The organism is Commensalibacter melissae (assembly GCF_009734185.1).
Classification (GTDB): Bacteria; Pseudomonadota; Alphaproteobacteria; order Acetobacterales; family Acetobacteraceae; genus Commensalibacter; species Commensalibacter melissae.
Window position 1 is genome coordinate 182,501 of sequence record NZ_CP046393.1, and the last position, 18,245, is coordinate 200,745.

Genomic DNA, 18,245 nt, shown 5'->3' on the forward strand with positions numbered 1-18,245 from the left:
AGCCATCCTTGAAATACCACCCTGAGTTTTTTTGATGTCTAACCAGATCCAGTTAGCCTGGATTGGGACCCTGCATGGTGGGCAGTTTGACTGGGGCGGTCGCCTCCCAAAAAGTAACGGAGGCGCGCGATGGTGGGCTCAAGCCGGTCGGACATCGGCTGTTGAGTGCAATGGCATAAGCCCGCCTGACTGCGAGAGTGACAGCTCGAGCAGAGACGAAAGTCGGCCATAGTGATCCGGTGGTTCCACGTGGAAGGGCCATCGCTCAACGGATAAAAGGTACTCTAGGGATAACAGGCTGATCTCCCCCAAGAGTCCACATCGACGGGGAGGTTTGGCACCTCGATGTCGGCTCATCACATCCTGGGGCTGGAGCAGGTCCCAAGGGTTCGGCTGTTCGCCGATTAAAGTGGTACGTGAGCTGGGTTTAGAACGTCGTGAGACAGTTCGGTCCCTATCTGCCGTGGATGTCGAGACTTGAGAGGATTTGCCCCTAGTACGAGAGGACCGGGGTGAACATACCTCTGGTGTACCAGTTGTTGCGCCAGCAGCACCGCTGGGTAGCTAAGTATGGACAGGATAATCGCTGAAAGCATCTAAGCGAGAAACCCCCCTCAAAACCAGGTCTCATTACGGGCCGTGATAGACCATCACGTCAATAGGTCGGGTGTGGAAGTGCAGAAATGCATGCAGCTAACCGATACTAATAGCCCTTGCACTTACTTGATATAACACATATACACTCATATCGGTCATGTTATGCGGTACTGTATGAAACAGGCCGAAATATCCGCTCTTAACCAACCAATCACATACCAATACAACCCTGCAGGGTATATTGGATGACCTGGTGGCAATGGCGGGGTATGAACCACCCGATCCCATCCCGAACTCGGCCGTGAAAAACCCCAGCGCCCATGATACTATGTCTTAAGGCATGGGAAAGTCGGTCGCCGCCAGGTCTTCCAATATACCCCCATGCAATCCCTTGCAATATTCGACAAAAAACTTTCAGTTCCCGCTGAAACATGCACCGCGAGGGAGCGTAGCCTCCAAGTCTGGTCACCACTTGTCATCCTGACATAAGTCCTGGCAGATCACCATACGCCTTGAATACCGTCAGAAAAAGGCATCCTTGTTATACTAGTGCGGGGTGGAGCAGCCCGGTAGCTCGTCAGGCTCATAACCTGAAGGTCAGAGGTTCAAATCCTCTCCCCGCTCCCAATAACTTCCACTCAAAATCGCTATATCATCACGGACAATATCCTGTCGATCCCGTGTTGAGACGCATCATCCTTGTTGCCGATCCTGCTTCCGCGGGCCAGTGGATGAACCCATGTGGTCTGTTGCCTTTGAAAGCAAAAAAAGCCTTTTATCCATGAAACCGTGAAAAAATGCGTCCTGTATGGCAATCTTGGCAAACAACATGGCCACTGGGCAGTCTTTATTCCGAGGCTGGCGTATCACTTGAAAATATCATGAATTGATGCAAACATAAACTTGCAAAACCAACATGAAATCCAGCGCCAAACCCCTCCCATCCCCTCATGCAAAAAATGAATAAACCACTTGTGAATATCGCATGCCCACCTCTCATATAACGTAAAAAACAAAATAAATATCATAACTTAATAAATATAAAAAATTTTTTATAGAATAATTAAATTAGATTGGCTTGTTTTCAGATCAAGATTTATATTTTAACATTAAAATAATTTCAACATATGTAATTTAAAAAATAATATTAAACTGATGTCTATATCCATTTATAAAAAACATTATGTTTTATTAACATCTATTATTACTTTTATTTATTCTATTCCTTTTTTATTGTCTCCTTATGATTTTGTCGATGATATGTATCGGGCATCTAATGGTGACCTTTTTGTATGGTTCCTTAATGTAAGACCGTTTTCTGTTTGGTTGATCTGTTTATTGAACGGAAGTGCAATAGTTCCCGATCCTTATCCTTTTTCATTTATCATTGCTTTCTTAGCTTTGTATTTAATTTTTCTTTATACAACAGATAAAATAATTCGATCAGAAAATTATTTATTAAAATTAACTATATTTATTTTTCTTTTATGCAATCCATTTTTTTTACAAAATTTATCATATAAATATGATTGTATAATCATGACATGCAGTGTTGCATTGGCATGTCTATTTGTATTTAAAGAAAATAATCAAAATGTGTGTATTGATTATATAATTCGTTCATGCCTATTATTTTCTTTATATTGTTTTTATCAATGTGCTTTGACATTAGTTATTGGACTATTGGCTGTAAAACTATTGAATGATAGTGATCAGGTAGCATTTTCCGGATTGTTCAGGGAACTATTTTTAAGATTATGTAATATATTAACTACATTTTTCATTTATAAAATATGCGTTGTAAATTTTTTGATTACCAACGATTATGGTCCATTAGGAAAGATTATTGTTTTAAATGAATATATATTCATTCATCTTATTGAGAATATAAAAATATATCTATTACTGTTTTTATTGTATATTCAGGAAAACTATATAATAGTATCTTTGATTATTTCATCTGTATTTTTTTTATATACAGTGATAAAAGATTTTTTAAAGAAAAATTATAAAAGAATTTATGTTTTATGCCTGTGTTTTCCTTTATTGCTGGTTGCCTTAACGAGTTCAAATATTATATTAAATATACCCAGTGGTAATACACGTGAAATGATGGGTATATCATCCTTTTTCATTTTTATATTTCTGTATGTTCAAAAGGCTGGTTGTCATTCAAAGATAATGCTTTTGGTTCCAATTTGTTATTTATGGACATCTTTACTTTTGTCATCAGCATTATGTAACCTGAAAAGAATAGATCATCAGAAGAATGCATTAATAGTTCAGGAAATTTTACAATCTATTTATCATTTTGGTAATAAGAAAGTGGAGGGGATTACATTTATTCGCGATGATTTGAGGTTTTCTTCTCAACAAACCATTATGAAAACACATCCATTAACAAGGAAAATTTTTGATTTTGTTGGGTTGTCAAACCCTTGGTATGTAAACGGCTTATTAAATGGGGAGTATTACATGCATAAAAATGTTATTGGCAAAGCCTCTCCAGATTTTCCAAAAGATGCTAAAGATATTTTTTCTGGCTGTTATATTCAATCGACTTTATATGGCGTTATTTTGTATGTTAAAACAGGATCTTATTGCGATAGTATTACCAAAAACTATAATCCAGGAACTTTTTAATCCATATATTAAATATGGATAAGGATTGATTGAACAAGGGATATGTCAATTAATCCCTTATTTTAATTCTGTTATTCTTGTGCGAGTGGTTTTTGGTTGATTTGGGTTTCTTGATTGCCCTGAATATTGGTAATTTCCTTTTTCGTGATTTCAACAGCTTGCCGATCAAGTAAGGCGTTATATCTCAATTTAAACTCAACTGTTTTTCCAGCATGAAGTTTTTTAAGTCTATCTTGTTCACGTTCAATTGTCATAGGATAGGCAAAATTGGTTCCTGGTTCTATGCCTGTGACGTATCCCTGTTTTTCGGTATCTGTGTTCTTCCATAAAGTTAGAAAGGGAAGTTGCTTAGTATTGAATTCTATGGAAACTCCTTTATTTTCGCTTTTATTATGCAACGCGGCCATGGTGCTTCCATCTTTTTTGGTATAGGGAATGATATTAAATACCATTTCATCAAAATCTTTGGTAGGTTCACGATAAGTTTGCCAATTATCTAGCCCATTTTGAGCATAGTTGTTAAAAGGACTTATTTCTTTAACAGGGGCGATAAATTTTGCATCTTTTTCTAATAGAGGTTTGCCGAAATTGCTATGGTAAATAATTTGATAGGGATGCGAGTAATCGGCATGATTGGTCAAGCGATCATGAAGGGTAAAACTGTGGGAGCCAGGAATATAGGATAGCTCTGTTAGAACACGTAAATCGGTTTTTTTGAAAGTGTTTTCTTTAATTAAGCCTTTTATCTTGATTTCGTATGGAAATAGAGTATCGATCTCAACAATAACTTCAGACGCTGGTGTATTTCCTGCTTTTCCATGAAGGCTATAAAGCTCACCATTGGTGTCGGTAAAAGGATGCCCTGACCATTCATAACCGCAACGTACCATCATTTCGTTAAAACCCTCTAACCATCCGGTGCCATTGCGACTTTGAAGATTTATAAAAGTGGGGTTGACTATCTCCTTTACAGGTGAATCCCAACCCAGGCGAATGCCAGGAGCTGTTGCTTCAATCACATTCATTCCTCGTGTTGGGCTCAGGGTGATGGTCAATCCATCAGGACATTTAATTATGATCAGTCTGGAACCTTCTTGTTTTCCTCCATGCAGGCAAATTTGCTGAATAGAAAATAAAACATCCTCAATGCCAAGCTGATGATTGCTAATCTCCCAATTGCCTAATTCAATGTTATGAGCTGCGCTGGTTAGTGTAAAAGATTTGGTCTGATTTTGAGATAATGAAAATTCTAGTGTCATTTTATTCTCCCGGATTTACAAACAGCACTCATGCATTATTTTGAAGATTTATATGATTAATGCAATAATAATTGAATTTGTTCCTTAAAATTATTTTCACTGATGTAGGGGGATTGATAATAAAAATCGTTTTTTGATTTAAAATAATTGGATAGATCAAATAAATTCTCTTGATCAATATCTTTTATTACCAAATTTTTCCAGGAAGGGCGTATAAATTGCTCGACAGCTTGTGACAAAGCACATTGATCAATACACCAATTGGTAAAATTATGAGGATCATAAGCCCGTTTTATATAATGTTCGATAAAATGAAGAATTTTAGGGGTGATTTCTGAATGGTTTAGATATGTAATTCCGGCTCCCAAACACCAAGGTGCCCCCACGAGCTGATCACCATTTTTATCAAAAGCAAAAAGTCTCAAACCAAAATCATAATTACTAAATAAAGGGAATTTTTTACTGAAAAAATCCTCTGTAACGGTGAGATCAATATCAAGAATAAAGGTTTTTGTAGGATAACGTTGATAAAGTTTTTCCGCAAAAAGAAAACGTAAACAGGTAAAATAGGCTGCATCCCGATAAAGTGAGGAACCATAACCATAGGTAATATGCATATTAGGAATGGTGTTATGAATAAATTCAGAGATATCCTTTAGAAATTCTTTTTGTTGAGATGATGGATTTTCCAATGCAAGAGCAAGAACGATTTTACTTTGAAAATCTACCCTTTTATGTGCTTTTACAAGAGTAAAGAGAAATTTGGGTAAATATTTTAAATACCGGGAATCACAACCCAGAATGAATAGTAAATCGGCCTGTTGATCTTTTAGATCAGCATATGACCATTGCCATTTTTCCAGATGAAATGGATCATCATGTTTATTAGCCTGTTCAAAATTTTGGTATCTCTTTTCTGTTAACCAACTATATACACCACTATCTTCATTGTCGAAATAAACGGAAGTTTCAGGGGCCAGTTCTTTGGATTTTTGAAAGTGATAATCTGCCGAGGGTCTATTATGGAGAAGCCACTGCAATTTTCCTGCATTTAGATGATACCAGGTTGTATCTCCATTTAATTCATATTCCTCATCCAGTAATCCTTTTAACAGATCTCTAAAATGTTCTTGAAGTCTGTCACAATAATAGCCCAGATAAATTGCATAACGCTGTTGAATCGTTTGATTTGCGTCGTGCATTGAATAAGGAAAAAGATAAAGGTTAAATTCGGAGGTTGGAATTGGCAATTTATATTTCTGTAAGATATTGGGTAAAAAAAACATATAATAATTGGTAATTTCACCTTTTTCCAATTCGGACATGATATCCCTTGTTAAGAGATCAGAAGAACAAATGAAATTGAGATACTTTTCCAGTTTTTCTAAAGAAGCATCTATATTTTTTTTCAAGAAAAGGATAGTTGCCTTAAAAAAATAGTAGTCCTTATTGTTTGAATCTATCTCTATAAGAAAATTTATTAACGCTTCAGCTAATATATAATTTTTAAAAGTAAGGCAATATTGGCAGAGCTCTTTTAATATTGTTTGGTTAGCCAGGTTATTTTTAAAATTTTCAGTAATTTGCGTTATATTTTTCAATCCGGGATATATTTTTGCTGGAATCGGTTTTACTTGATTTTTTTTTATGAAATCTAGAACATGATATTTAAGAATAGCCATTTCCATTGGTTTTAAAATCTTTCTTGTTTTAATAAATTTGTTTAAATGAGTTCGTTCGATATAGATTTTTCAAAAGAGAAAAATTAAATTCAATGATCGTTTAAAAGTTAAATGGTCTTATAAAAAATAAAATTATTATAATTAATTAAAACATGATCTATATTATATAAAGTTTTTTATAAATATTTTATATAATGATAAGCTTTATATGAATGAATTATTTACGTAACTGGAATGGTAATAATGGATATTTTATCTGCTCGATTGAAAAAAATACAGCCTAGTCAGACACTGGTGATTAGTGCAAAGGCGCGTGCCATGAAAAGTAAGGGTCAGGATGTGATCAGCCTTTCGGCTGGTGAACCTGACTTTGATACGCCGATCAATATTAAGAACGCAGGCATAGCAGCCATTCAGTCCGGACAGACAAAATATACAGATGTTGGAGGGACCCCAGCTGTCCGCCAGGCAGTTGCCCAACGTTTGAAAGCCGATTATAATATTGACTACCAACCTGAAGAAATCATGGTTTCCAGTGGTGGAAAACAGGTTATATTCAATGCGATGATGGCCAGTCTTAATCCAGGAGATGAGGTCATTATCCCTTCACCTTGTTGGGTTTCTTATCCCGATATTGTAACATTGGCTGGTGGAACACCAGTTATCATTCCTTGTAAGGAGGAGCACGCAGGTTTCAAGTTGCAGCCCGAACAACTGAGTGCAGCAATTACGTCTAAAACGAAATGGCTGATTTTGAATTCCCCTTGTAATCCCACAGGTGCTGTATACAGTAAAGAAGAATTGCAGGCTTTATGTGATGTCCTGATGCAATATCCAAATGTATGGGTTTTGACGGATGATATTTATTCCAAGCTTGTTTACGATGGGGTGGTTGCCCCAACAGTAGTCCAGGTTGAACCACGCCTTAAAGAACGCACAATTACAATGAACGGTGTTTCAAAAGCCTATTCGATGACGGGATGGCGTATTGGATATGCTGCCGCCCCTGTAGAATTTATCAAGGCAATGATAAAGTTGCAGGGACAGTCCACAACCAATCCCTGTTCCATTAGTCAGGCGGCAACTGTTGAGGCTTTGACTGGTTCACAGGATTCAGTTGCCGATATGGTGGCTACTTATCAAAAAAGGCGAAATCTGGTTTTGGATAACCTAAATGGCGCACCGGGTCTATCCTGTTTAAAACCCATGGGGGCCTTTTACTTGTTTGTTTCAATGAAAAATTGTTTGGGTAAAACAACCAGTAAGGGGACAAAAATTAATAGTGATCAGGATTTCGTAACGGCCTTACTGGAAGAAGAGGGTGTAGCCACAGTTCATGGAGCAGCTTTTATGATGGATGGATATTTCCGTATTTCCTATGCGACAAATACAGAGTTGCTTAAGGAAGCCTGTTTACGGATTAAACATTTCTGCATGAATTTGAGCTAGGGCTAGATATTGGTTATGAATAATGAGGAAATTGCAATTGAACCCGCTCTTGCCTCAAGAATGAGCGGGTTTGAGACTCCTGCAACCATCGCGATGTCAATGCGGGCAAGGGTTCTGAAAGCAGAAGGAAAAAATGTTATTTCCCTGGCCCTGGGACAGCCTGATTTTTTAACACCCAAAATAGCTATTGAGGGAGGTTATCAGGCGGCTTTGGAAGGAAAAACGAAGTATCCTCCTATAGACGGTTTTTTATCGTTGAAAAAGGCCATACAAAAAAAATTCAAGGAAGAAAATGGTGTCGATTATGCATTGGACGAAATTATGGTTGCAAATGGGGTTAAACAGATTTTGTTCAATGCCTTGATGGCGACTTTAGATCCGGAAGATGAGGTCATTATTCCGGCACCCTATTGGACTAGTTATCCAATTATGGTACGATTTCTGGGAGGGAACCCGGTTCATGTTGTTTGTCCTGAAAAAGATAATTTTGTCTTAAAGGCAAGGCAATTAAAAGCCGCTATTACGCCTAAGACCAAATGGCTGATTTTGAATTCCCCCAGCAATCCAACTGGTGCTGTCTGGACAAAAGAAGACTTGCTGGCATTGGTTGAGGTATTGAGGATTAATCCTCAGATATGGATTTTTTCTGATGAAATTTACGAACATTTGATTTTTGATGGGCAACGCCATCATTCATTGGCGGCTTTGGCACCAGAATTAAAAGATCGTATTTTAACGGTGAATGGGGTTTCTAAAACTTTTGCAATGCCAGGTTGGCGTATAGGCTATGCCGGTGGGGTAAAGCGTTTGATTAGAGCGATGCTTAAAATTCAAAGCAATTCAACCTCTGGTGCCTGCAGTGTCAGTCAGGCAGCTGCTACTGCGGCTTTGCAATATGCGCAAAAAGAAGTTGAATCAATGAAACTGGCTTATGATCGACGTCGTAAAAAAATGACGGCCGCCTTTTCAGCAATGAATGGTATAAGCTGTAATATTCCACAGGGGGCCTTTTATATATATCCAGGTATTGCCGGCTGTATTGGAAAAAAAACAGCTCAGGGAAGGTTGATTGCCAATGATCAGGATTTTGCTGAAGCATTATTGGAAGAGACTTATGTTGCGGTTGTTCCCGGATCAGCGTTTGGTTTAAGTCCCTACTTGCGTATAGCTTATGCCGCTGATGATGTCGTTCTTGAAGAGGCCTGTCAAAGAATTTCCCAGTTTGTGCAAGAGTTATCCTGATCGTATTCATTAATACTCCGGTTTTCTTGAGTATTAATGAAGGGGTTGAAAATTATTTAGATTGAATTTTGTCTTTTTCATCAAATAGTTTGGTGAGTTCGTGAATCATTGTCCCCCCCAATTCTTCTGCCTTGGTGATTGTCACGGCATGTTTGTAGTAACGTGTTACATCATGCCCAATTCCAATGGCTACAAGCTCGATTTCAGCACGATTTTCGATTTTGCGAATCATGCGTTTAAGATGATTTTCAAGATATTCTGATCCATTCGTCGATAAAGTGCTATCATCAACAGGTGCTCCATCAGAAATAACCATTAAAATTTTACGTTTTTCTACACGGGTTTTAAGTCTTTGCCACGCCCAAAAAAGAGCCTCTCCATCAATATTCTCTTTTAACAAGCCATCCTTGAGCATAAGGCCTAAATTACGTTTGGCTCGTCGCCATGGCTGGTCGGCAGCTTTATAAATAATATGGCGTAAATCATTTAACCGTCCTGGATTCTGGGGACGTTTGTCAGCCAACCATTTTTCACGACTGCGTCCACCTTTCCAGGTCTGGGTTGTAAAACCGAGGATTTCTACCTTAACGGAACAACGTTCAAGAGTTCTGGCCAGAATATCTCCACACATTGCCGCAATGGAAATAGGGCGTCCTCGCATGGATCCAGAATTATCGATTAACAGTGTTACAATCGTGTCCTTAAAACCGGTTGATTTTTCTTGTTTAAAGCTCAGAGAATTGGTTGGGTTGGTGATTATTCTTGTTAATTTGCTGGCATCGAGAAGTCCTTCCTCCTGATCAAAATTCCAGCTTCTGATTTGTTGCGACATCAATTTGCGTTGTAAACGATTGGCCAGCTTGGATATGATATTCTGTATTTCCTGTAATTGTTGATCAAGCTGGTTTCTTAGGAAGTCTAGCTCGTTTACGTCGCAAATCTGTTCAGCGGTAACTACCTCATCAAATAATTTTGTGTAAATGTGATAGGATGCATCTTCAACATCAGCTAAAGTATCCGGAGGTTGTTGTGAGGGGCCACCAGCTTTTTCAGATTTATCACTTCCCATAGCTGAATCCGGTTTTTCTTGATCCTCCATATTCAGGGGAATTTGTGAAAATTGCTGTTTAAGTTCGCTTTCTTGCTGTTCTTGTTTTTCTTCAGGGTAATCTGGATTGCTATCTTTGTTTTGATCCGCGGTATCTTGAGAGGATTCTTCCTTGCCATTATCGGATTTTTCCTCTTCTCCTTCTAGTAAACGATAGGCTTGAAGCAATTGTTTGGTAGCTTGTGCATAATGATCTTGGTCAGTCAAAGCCTCTTTCATGGCCTTGAGAGCTTTTTCACCCTGGGGTGTTAATTGATTGCGCCATAATTGCAGAATTTTACGAGATGCTTTTGGTACTGTTTTTCCAGTCAATGTTTCATAAACAAGTAAAGAAAGGGCTTTTGCAGGAGATAATTGTTCCGCCTTGTCCATCCTTGCATGCCCTTCTATATGACTGTTATGTTCCATAACTGCCTGCAGATTGGCGGCAACCCCTGCCATCTTCTTGCTTCCTAATGCCTCCACACGGACTTGTTCCAGGGCATTGAAACTATTTTGTGCATCCTCTGATGTTAAGTCTGGTGGTGAAGGAAGATCATTATCATGATATTTTAGATATAGGGCCAGTGCATCAGCTTGTCCCCTAATGAATTGCAGGGTTTTTGCATCTTGTATTTCTGGTGGTTGTGGAAGATGGACGTTTTCCTTGTTGTTTTTGGATTGATATTGACGATTGTTGACCGTGCTTGAACAGAAATTGATATTGGTTGCCGTATAACCACTTAAAGTATGTATGGTACCAATCAGGGCTTGTTTGAAACGTTCAGGATTATAAGCGGTTTGAAAATTGAGTAAATCAGTCTGTCTGTTCTTTTGATTTTTAGGCATTATAATCCTCTTGTTAAATCGGATAATTTAATATTGTTTAAACCGTTTTAGGATCGGTTGTTAAAAGGTCAACATTAAAACAGCGTTGGTAATATTCTGCTACAATTCCGTGTTCTGACAGGTCGCATTTATTTAGGAAGGTTAGGCGGAAAGACAATGCAAGATCATGAAAGATTGTATAGTTTTCAGCCCAGCTGATGACAGTGCGAGGAGACATTACAGTAGACAGTTCCCCTTCGGCAAATCCAATTCGGGTTAAATTGGCCAATGCTACCATTGATTCAATCTGTTTTTTTGTTTCTGCGTCCTGAGGCTGTACATTCATTTTTGCCATGATTATTTTAATTTCTTGTGGAGGGGGTAAATAATTCAGTGCGGCAACAATATTCCAGCGATCCATTTGCCCCTGATTGATTTGTTGAGTACCATGATACAGCCCGGTCGTATCTCCCAATCCAATGGTGTTTGCGGTTGCAAAAAGACGAAAGGATGGATTAGGGCGGATAACTCGATTTTGATCCAGCAAGGTCAGTTTGCCTTCTGTTTCAAGCACACGTTGAATGACAAACATAACATCAGGACGGCCAGCATCATATTCATCAAAAATAAGTGCACATGGATGCTCTAAAGCCCATGGAAGTAAACCCTCTTGAAATTGTGTAACTTGTTTTCCGTCCTTTAGGATGATGGCATCCTTTCCAATCAAGTCAATACGGGAAATATGGCTATCGAGATTGATGCGAATACATGGCCAATTCAGGCGGGCAGCGATTTGTTCGATATGGGAGGATTTTCCCGTACCATGAAATCCCTGTATCATGACCCGTCGATTATATTGAAATCCTGCAAGAATGGCATGAGTGGTATCTAGATCAAAAAAATAGTTTGGATCCAGATCGGGAACCAGTGAGGTTTTTTTTGAAAATCCCTTGACCTCCATATCAAGATCAATATCAAATGTTTTTCTTACGTTAAACAATTTATCTGGTTTTGATAACATAGAAATGTCAGGTAAATCGGTTTTATCGGGATTAGTTAGGTTTGAAGTTGATCTGGACATAGAAATTATCCTGTGTAGAAGAGTTATTTTAATGATCTAAATGATTTTTTATTTTGCTTCAATCATATTTGTCAAATATGTTCGGAGTAGGGAATAAGCTGCATTAATCTTTTTAAATTTTTCTTCCAAATCCGCGTCACCACCATTTGTATCAGGATGATATTTACGGGCAAGCTTGGTATATCTTTTTTTTAAACTGGCCAACGAAAGTGGCCAGCTAATTTCCAGTAATTGCAAAGCTTTTTGTAATTCTTGGGGGATATTGGGTTTCTGTCCGGTATCATGATGTGTTTTTGTTCTTGTTTTTTGAAAAAGCCGTAGCGGATCATGGAATGATTGCTCATTTAAAAGATTTTTTTTTCCTAATCTACCAAGCTTCCATGAAGGTTTATCCCATACAGCGGCGGAACGCATGTGTTCCTCTATTTGCGCAGTATTCATTCCCCTGAAATAGTCCCAGTTTTTGTTATATTCCCGAATATGGCTAAAACAGAACCAATAATAGTCATGTAACTGGTGACGGGATTTTGGTGCCCGATATTCTGCTGGTTCTCTGCATCCTGGCATGTCACAATAACGGTGCGGTGTTGTTTTTGCATTGTTGGGATCAAACATTGTTGCCCATTTCTTTTTAAACATCATAAGTATTTTGATTTCATAAGAAATAGAATAGAAAAGTAAGGAACATTGTTCTTGGAAGAATATCACAAGAATTGGGGAAAAATGAATTATATTCCAAAAAACGGTTATAATTCAAAGGGCATATTAAAGATATTTTATAATTCTGATATAGAATTAATCATCTTGATATAAAGAGGTAAGGCGATGAGAATAGATAAAATTATGAATGGGATATGCAAAAAAATAATATTGCTTTTTCCGTTTATATTAATGGCATGTCAGGCTAATCAGAAAGCAAGACCTACTTGCGAGCTCGTTTCAATTTCAAGGGTTGAAAGTACCCTGAACGATCCAAGGGGATTTGAGGGACAATTCACGCAAATTTGGTCAAATGGTAATCAATCTGAAGGACGTATCGTATATATACCTGGAAAATTACGTTTAAATTATGAAACCCCTTCCACAATGATTGTTGTTGCAAAGGGTAAAAAAATGGTGGCAAAAAATTTTGACGATCATTCTGTTACACATATTGGATTGGCAAGAAACCCTTTGGGATTAATGCTAAATAGCCCTGTTCATTTATCATCACCCATTCTTGTAACGGCAATACAAAAGGGAACACAGGCTTTGCAAATTTCATTGGCAAGCGGGGATAATCCATCCCAAGGTTTGTTAACTCTACGGTTTCAAGATGTAAATGGTCAGTTAACCCTTGATCAGATGCAAGCTATAGATGTGCGTAAACGGCAAACGATTATGAATATTTCAAATGTTCATATGGGTTTAAATGTTAAAAATAATTATTTTAACTATCCTGATCAACCATAAGGTCAGAAGGTGGTGACCGCAATTTTAAAGAATAGACAAACACTTGCTGCCAGGCTTGACAGAGGACTTGGTCTATCGTATCAAATGAAGTATTAATTCCTAGTTCATGCATGCTCGTAATTCCATATTCCTTCAATCCACAGGGGACTATTCCGGAATAATTTTCCAGTTTGGGATTAATATTCAACGCAATTCCATGCCAGCTGATCCAATGGGATAGCTTAATTCCAATTGCGGCAATTTTTTTCTCTTTTTTTGTAACAGGATCGGTAACCCATAATCCGACACGCCCTTCTTTTTTTTCTGCTGCGATATTGAATTGTTGAAGGGTGAGAATGATCCAGTCTTCAAGTTTGTGAATGAATGCGCGAATATCATGATCGGGAAAAGTGGGATGGGGTTTACGTAAATCCATCATTACATAGATGATTCGCATTCCTGGACCATGGTAAGTCCATTGTCCACCCCGATTAGTATGAAAAACAGGAAAATTCTGTGGATTGAACAAATCGCTCTCTTTTGCCGATGTTCCCGCAGTGTAAAGCGGAGGATGTTCCAAAAACCATAGGCATTCTGCCGCTTTCCCATCAAATATTTTTTGAACGTAATTTTTCATCCATTGAATTGCTGTGGGATAGGGAACAACTTTTTTGCTTTTTTGCAAAAATATTGGTGTGATAGCCATTGCTAGAAACTCTTTCATCGGTTATAGAGAAAGCATATTGGATTGAATTATGAAAATCAATCCCGTGCGACCGTGGCGGAATGGTAGACGCGCAAGCTTGAGGTGCTTGTGGGGAAATACCCCGTGGAAGTTCGAGTCTTCTCGGTCGCACCACATTCTTGTTGCGACTTGGATATAGAACCTATTTTCTTTTCATTTGCCTTTGATATATAATTTTACCAATTTTACAAAGATTTATTTGTAAAAATGTCATGATTGCAATGAAGAGGAAATTATGGATCATAAATTTAAGCAAGATGCATTGGATTATCATGAATATCCAACACCAGGGAAATTAACAATAACACCAACAAAAAGAATGGCGACTCAAACTGATTTGTCCTTAGCCTATTCCCCAGGGGTGGCGGCACCATGTTTGGAAATTAAAAGGGATCCTAGTTTGGCTAGCAAATACACGGCCAAAAGTAACCTGGTTGGGGTTATTTCCAATGGTACGGCTGTTTTGGGGTTGGGAAACATCGGGCCCTTGGCGGGAAAACCCGTTATGGAGGGCAAGGCGGTTTTATTCAAGAAATTTGCTGGTATTGATGTTTTTGATATCGAAGTTGATGCCAATGATCCGGAACATTTCTGTAATGTTGTCTCGGCGCTTGAACCAACTTTTGGCGGAATTAATTTGGAGGATATCAAGGCGCCTGAATGTTTTATTATTGAACAGAATCTAAAATGCAGAATGAATATTCCGGTTTTTCATGATGATCAACATGGAACGGCGATTGTCGTAAGTGCGGCTACCATTAATGCCTTGCGAATTCAGAATAAGAAAATTGAAGACGTTAAATTGGTCACTTCTGGGGCAGGGGCGGCAGCTATTGCATGTGTAAATTTATTGGTAACTCTGGGATTAAAACTTGAAAATGTCATTTTAACGGATATTGATGGAGTGGTGTGGAAAGGCCGCGATCCAAATATGCCAGAAAATATGGCACGTTATGCCAAAGACACGCAGGCTCGCCGTTTGGAGGATGTTATAGCGGGTGCGGATATTTTTCTTGGTGTTTCTGTGGCTGGAGTTCTGAAAAAAGAATGGGTGGCAAAAATGGCATCCAATCCTTTGATTCTGGCATTGGCAAATCCGGAACCTGAAATCACTCCAGAAGAGGTTGGCAGTATTCGATCAGATGCGATTATGGCAACAGGTCGTTCTGATCATCCAAATCAGGTTAATAATGTTTTATGTTTCCCTTTTATATTTCGCGGAGCCCTAGATGTTGGGGCAACCGAAATAAACGAGGAGATGAAAAAAGCCGCCGCTTATGCATTAGCAAATCTGGCGACACAAGAAGCCAATGAGGTTGTCGTGGCCGCTTATGGCGGTCAGGCACCTGCTTTTGGTCCTGAATATATTTTGCCAAAACCTTTTGATCCGCGATTAATTTTGGAAATTGCGCCAGCGGTTGCAAAAGCGGCCATGCAAACAGGGGTTGCCTTACGTCCGATTGATGATTTTAATGGATATCTGGAGCATCTGATGCAATTTGTGTTCAGAACCAGTCAGGTTATGCAACCTGTATTTGCAGCTGTTCATCAACATAAAGGACTGCAAAAGGTTGTCTTTTCTGAAGGCGAAAATGATAGGGTTTTACGTGCTATTCAAACTATGGTTAATGAACAGATGGTTTTACCTTATGTTATTGGAGATCAGAAAAGAATTCATGAAAAAATTACTCAATTGGGGTTAAGCTTAAAAATTGGTAAGGATTTAACAGTTTATGACCCCCAAAAGGATAACGCATTTTTACAAACACTGGAAAAACCTTATCAGAGATTGGTTGAAAGAACGGGTGTTCCTCCGTCTTTGGCGTATGAACAGCTCTATAGAAGAAAATCAATTCTAGCAGCGATGCTTTTAAGGGAGGGTCATGTTGATGCAGCACTTGTTGGTGGATTTGGTGAATGGTATCGTCATTTTAAGACATTGAAAAATATTATCCCCAAACAGGATGGAGTAAAGGAATTCCATACTATTTCTGCTATGATTCAGTCAAATGTAGCGCTTTTTATGGGGGATACTTATTTACATCTGGACCCTACGGCTGAGGAAATTGCTGAATTAACTTTATTGGCTTCTGAAATGGTATCTATGTTTGGTATGGTACCAAGAGCCGCTTTATTATCTTATTCTTCTTTTGGAACGGGAAAATCTGAATCAGCATTAAAAATGAAAAAAGCCCTGGCCATAATACGTGAAAAGAATCCTTCATTGGAAATTGACGGGGAAATGCAGGGTGATGCTGCGTTAAGTGAAACCTTGCGTTCGAGATTAATTGATGATTCACCCTTGAGAGGAAATGCCAATTTGTTAATTATGCCCAGTCTTGATGCGGCAAATATTGGATTTTCCTTGAGTCGTGTGGTTGGAAATGGACTGCAGATTGGTCCTATAACGCTTGGCACAACAAAGCCGCTTCATGTTCTTACGGAAAATACAACGGCACGAGGTATCGTGAATCTGACAGCTATTGCCATTCGCCAATCATTAAGAAAAAAACAATAAATTTGATTGCAATATTAGGAAAATATTGTAATCTTGATCAAGATTACTGAATTTACTGTGTATAAAAGAGTGAGATCCATTTTTTCACTCTTTATTTTTTCATCAAAAATTGCATATTTGCGATTGCTTGTAAAACACGCATTAAAATTTTGGATAAAATATAAAAATTATAATTCTACAATTAATTGTTTAACTTCAGGGGAAACAGTTAGAATTAGATTTCCGTAAGGGTTAAATGTGCCTGAATGAGATGGTACATTATAATTGAAATGAAAGTTATTGTCGTGTTTGCGTAATTCGTACAAGTGGCATTTTAAAGATTTGTAGCTATAATAAATTAAAGGAACCGGGGGAAGCGTTAATCCCATTTTTGGATCTTTATACATTGTTTTGAGTCTTTCAAAAAAACCGGAATTTATTTTTTTGATTTCCAATAATATTTTTGAAATTATAGAAGACAACGGGCTTCGTTGAGGTAGATCTATCGTATTTTTATTATTTGCTGGAAGATATTTATTTTCAAATTCATTTATTTTTTTAAATAATGAATCGAAGTCTATGATAGGTAAACGGTTAAAGCCGATTTCATTTTTAATGATCTCAAATATATCTGTTATCTTATTCTTATCTGAAATGTTGCCGCCCTCAAGCAAATTTAATGGGCTCGGTAAGGTGTCAACGGTTAATCCAGAGTGACAAAGTGGAATAACATTGATATTTTTTTGCCATCCTGCCCCACATTCAAAACTGATCCAGGGACGTTGAATACTTTTGGGACTGCAAAATACAATCATGATGGCACTATTTTTTAAATTTTCTTCAATTTCATCAAACCATCTTTGACCCGGTTTTATGGAGAAACTGGACGTGAAAACATGGACTTGTCCAAAAAAACTGTCTTCGATTAATTGTTGAAATATACTTGTAAGTTCTTTTTCTTCTGTAATATGACTTAGGAAAATCGTTTTTTTGATTAATTCTGGCATTTATAAAGTGACCTTGTTATAATCCCTTTTTTAACATTATGAATAATAATGATAAATTTAGGAAAGTATACATTAATATTAACAAAATGAAATAAAATAAATTGATCAAGTGGAAGCTGATAAATTGTGTAATAAAATTATACACATGAATTAATATAAATTTTATAAAATATGATTTTCTTCATATGATCAAAAAATTGGCAAAATATATCCAAGATTTTATACCATATATTGTTTTCACGATAGATTAGCTGTAAAAAGAAAGTATATTTAAATTATTTAAGCTTTTTTTAAATAAATATTATTTAAAAATAATTTAAGTTATTTAAATAGTAATGGTTTTTTAATTAAGTATAATCTTCCAAAGATGTGTATTTTATTCATCTTTGGTTTTTTTTGATTCACATTATATTTAAAAATTATCCAATTAGATAAATTTAATTCGATGTATTTGTAATAGCAATCATTTCTGGGAAGTTTGGAAAAACAAATTTTTCTGTTAAAATTTAGTTTTATTATGGTATCATTATTGCCCGTAAATTATTAGACATAATTTGATTAAGATTTACATATAGGTATTTAATTAAAAGGGAATTCCGCGTTTAATTATTGAATGTGGCCTCTTTATCATAATTTTTACATATTCTTATCAAATTGTGAAATAATATTTGTTTTGTTCTAAATTAGACATTAGCAT

The 18,245-nt window shown here is 37.2% G+C and carries 12 protein-coding genes, 2 tRNA genes, 2 rRNA genes and 1 pseudogene (1 of these 17 cut by a window edge); 10 read left to right on the forward strand and 7 right to left on the reverse strand.

Going from position 1 to position 18,245, the window contains the following annotated elements:
• The 5 genes and pseudogenes from GN303_RS00800 to GN303_RS08910 all read left to right on the forward strand — a co-directional run.
• A 23S ribosomal RNA gene (locus tag GN303_RS00800) occupies positions 1 to 726 on the forward strand; it begins 2,014 nt to the left of the window's first position.
• A gap of 120 nt (positions 727 to 846) precedes the next feature.
• Positions 847 to 962 (forward strand): 5S ribosomal RNA (rrf, locus tag GN303_RS00805).
• 185 nt (positions 963 to 1,147) lie between these two features.
• Positions 1,148 to 1,224: transfer RNA gene (locus GN303_RS00810), tRNA-Met, on the forward strand.
• Positions 1,225 to 1,857: 633 nt separating this feature from the next.
• A pseudogene (locus GN303_RS08905) lies at positions 1,858 to 2,691 on the forward strand (glucosyltransferase domain-containing protein); the annotation flags it as partial.
• 15 nt (positions 2,692 to 2,706) lie between these two features.
• Entirely contained in the window at positions 2,707 to 3,240 is a 534-nt protein-coding gene (locus GN303_RS08910) for a hypothetical protein (RefSeq protein ID WP_231504041.1), read from the forward strand.
• 71 nt (positions 3,241 to 3,311) lie between these two features.
• On the opposite strand, the gene GN303_RS00820 is transcribed toward GN303_RS08910, so the two are convergent.
• Together GN303_RS00820 and GN303_RS00825 are read right to left on the reverse strand one after the other, a co-directional pair.
• The gene (locus tag GN303_RS00820) at positions 3,312 to 4,499 is read right to left on the reverse strand and encodes an aldose 1-epimerase family protein (protein ID WP_110439506.1); all 1,188 of its coding nucleotides are present in this window, start codon (positions 4,497 to 4,499) and stop codon (positions 3,312 to 3,314) included.
• A 56-nt stretch (positions 4,500 to 4,555) separates the two neighbouring features.
• A complete protein-coding gene (locus GN303_RS00825) occupies positions 4,556 to 5,824 on the reverse strand; it encodes a hypothetical protein (protein ID WP_146206671.1) in 1,269 nt (422 codons plus the stop codon).
• A gap of 600 nt (positions 5,825 to 6,424) precedes the next feature.
• Here GN303_RS00825 and GN303_RS00830 point away from each other — a divergent pair.
• Positions 6,425 to 7,630 carry a pyridoxal phosphate-dependent aminotransferase gene (locus tag GN303_RS00830; RefSeq protein WP_110439508.1) on the forward strand — a complete coding sequence of 402 codons (1,206 nt, stop codon included), beginning with the start codon at positions 6,425 to 6,427 and terminating at the stop codon, positions 7,628 to 7,630.
• 15 nt (positions 7,631 to 7,645) lie between these two features.
• Entirely contained in the window at positions 7,646 to 8,872 is a 1,227-nt protein-coding gene (locus GN303_RS00835; RefSeq protein WP_231504042.1) for a pyridoxal phosphate-dependent aminotransferase, read from the forward strand.
• 52 nt (positions 8,873 to 8,924) lie between these two features.
• Here GN303_RS00835 and GN303_RS00840 read toward each other — a convergent pair whose 3' ends face one another.
• From GN303_RS00840 to GN303_RS00850, 3 genes are read right to left on the reverse strand one after another with little or no spacing between them, the layout of a single operon-like run.
• The gene (locus tag GN303_RS00840) at positions 8,925 to 10,808 is read right to left on the reverse strand and encodes a cobaltochelatase CobT-related protein (protein ID WP_110439509.1); all 1,884 of its coding nucleotides are present in this window, start codon (positions 10,806 to 10,808) and stop codon (positions 8,925 to 8,927) included.
• 37 nt (positions 10,809 to 10,845) lie between these two features.
• The gene (locus GN303_RS00845) at positions 10,846 to 11,868 is read right to left on the reverse strand and encodes an AAA family ATPase (RefSeq protein ID WP_110439510.1); all 1,023 of its coding nucleotides are present in this window, start codon (positions 11,866 to 11,868) and stop codon (positions 10,846 to 10,848) included.
• 48 nt (positions 11,869 to 11,916) lie between these two features.
• Entirely contained in the window at positions 11,917 to 12,510 is a 594-nt protein-coding gene (locus GN303_RS00850) for a J domain-containing protein (protein WP_110439511.1), read from the reverse strand.
• Between the two features lie 183 nt (positions 12,511 to 12,693).
• On the opposite strand from GN303_RS00850, the gene GN303_RS00855 reads away from it, so the two are divergent.
• The gene (locus GN303_RS00855; protein WP_110439512.1) at positions 12,694 to 13,320 is read left to right on the forward strand and encodes a LolA family protein; all 627 of its coding nucleotides are present in this window, start codon (positions 12,694 to 12,696) and stop codon (positions 13,318 to 13,320) included.
• Here the strand turns inward: GN303_RS00855 and lipB are convergent.
• Complete coding sequence (gene lipB, locus GN303_RS00860; protein ID WP_110439513.1) at positions 13,298 to 14,005, reverse strand: lipoyl(octanoyl) transferase LipB; 708 nt, start codon at positions 14,003 to 14,005, stop codon at positions 13,298 to 13,300. The genes GN303_RS00855 and lipB overlap by 23 nt on opposite strands.
• Before the next feature lie 66 nt (positions 14,006 to 14,071).
• On the opposite strand from lipB, the gene GN303_RS00865 reads away from it, so the two are divergent.
• Positions 14,072 to 14,158, forward strand: a tRNA-Leu gene (locus tag GN303_RS00865).
• Positions 14,159 to 14,279: 121 nt separating this feature from the next.
• Entirely contained in the window at positions 14,280 to 16,562 is a 2,283-nt protein-coding gene (locus GN303_RS00870) for an NADP-dependent malic enzyme (RefSeq protein WP_110439514.1), read from the forward strand.
• Between the two features lie 167 nt (positions 16,563 to 16,729).
• Here GN303_RS00870 and GN303_RS00875 read toward each other — a convergent pair whose 3' ends face one another.
• Positions 16,730 to 17,548 (reverse strand): toll/interleukin-1 receptor domain-containing protein, encoded by an 819-nt coding sequence (locus tag GN303_RS00875; protein WP_110439515.1) that lies wholly within the window; start codon positions 17,546 to 17,548, stop codon positions 16,730 to 16,732.
• Between the last annotated feature and the right edge of the window lie 697 nt (positions 17,549 to 18,245).

Coding starts and splice junctions, on each gene's coding strand:
- GN303_RS00845 (WP_110439510.1), bottom strand. CDS start 11,868: ATGTCCAGATCAACTTCAAACCTAACTAATCCCGATAAAACCGATTTA.
- GN303_RS00830 (WP_110439508.1), top strand. CDS start 6,425: ATGGATATTTTATCTGCTCGATTGAAAAAAATACAGCCTAGTCAGACA.
- GN303_RS00820 (WP_110439506.1), bottom strand. CDS start 4,499: ATGACACTAGAATTTTCATTATCTCAAAATCAGACCAAATCTTTTACA.
- GN303_RS00870 (WP_110439514.1), top strand. CDS start 14,280: ATGGATCATAAATTTAAGCAAGATGCATTGGATTATCATGAATATCCA.
- GN303_RS00855 (WP_110439512.1), top strand. CDS start 12,694: ATGAGAATAGATAAAATTATGAATGGGATATGCAAAAAAATAATATTG.
- GN303_RS00825 (WP_146206671.1), bottom strand. CDS start 5,824: ATGTCCGAATTGGAAAAAGGTGAAATTACCAATTATTATATGTTTTTT.
- GN303_RS00835 (WP_231504042.1), top strand. CDS start 7,646: ATGAATAATGAGGAAATTGCAATTGAACCCGCTCTTGCCTCAAGAATG.
- GN303_RS00875 (WP_110439515.1), bottom strand. CDS start 17,548: ATGCCAGAATTAATCAAAAAAACGATTTTCCTAAGTCATATTACAGAA.
- GN303_RS00840 (WP_110439509.1), bottom strand. CDS start 10,808: ATGCCTAAAAATCAAAAGAACAGACAGACTGATTTACTCAATTTTCAA.
- GN303_RS00850 (WP_110439511.1), bottom strand. CDS start 12,510: ATGATGTTTAAAAAGAAATGGGCAACAATGTTTGATCCCAACAATGCA.
- lipB (WP_110439513.1), bottom strand. CDS start 14,005: ATGGCTATCACACCAATATTTTTGCAAAAAAGCAAAAAAGTTGTTCCC.
- GN303_RS08910 (WP_231504041.1), top strand. CDS start 2,707: ATGATGGGTATATCATCCTTTTTCATTTTTATATTTCTGTATGTTCAA.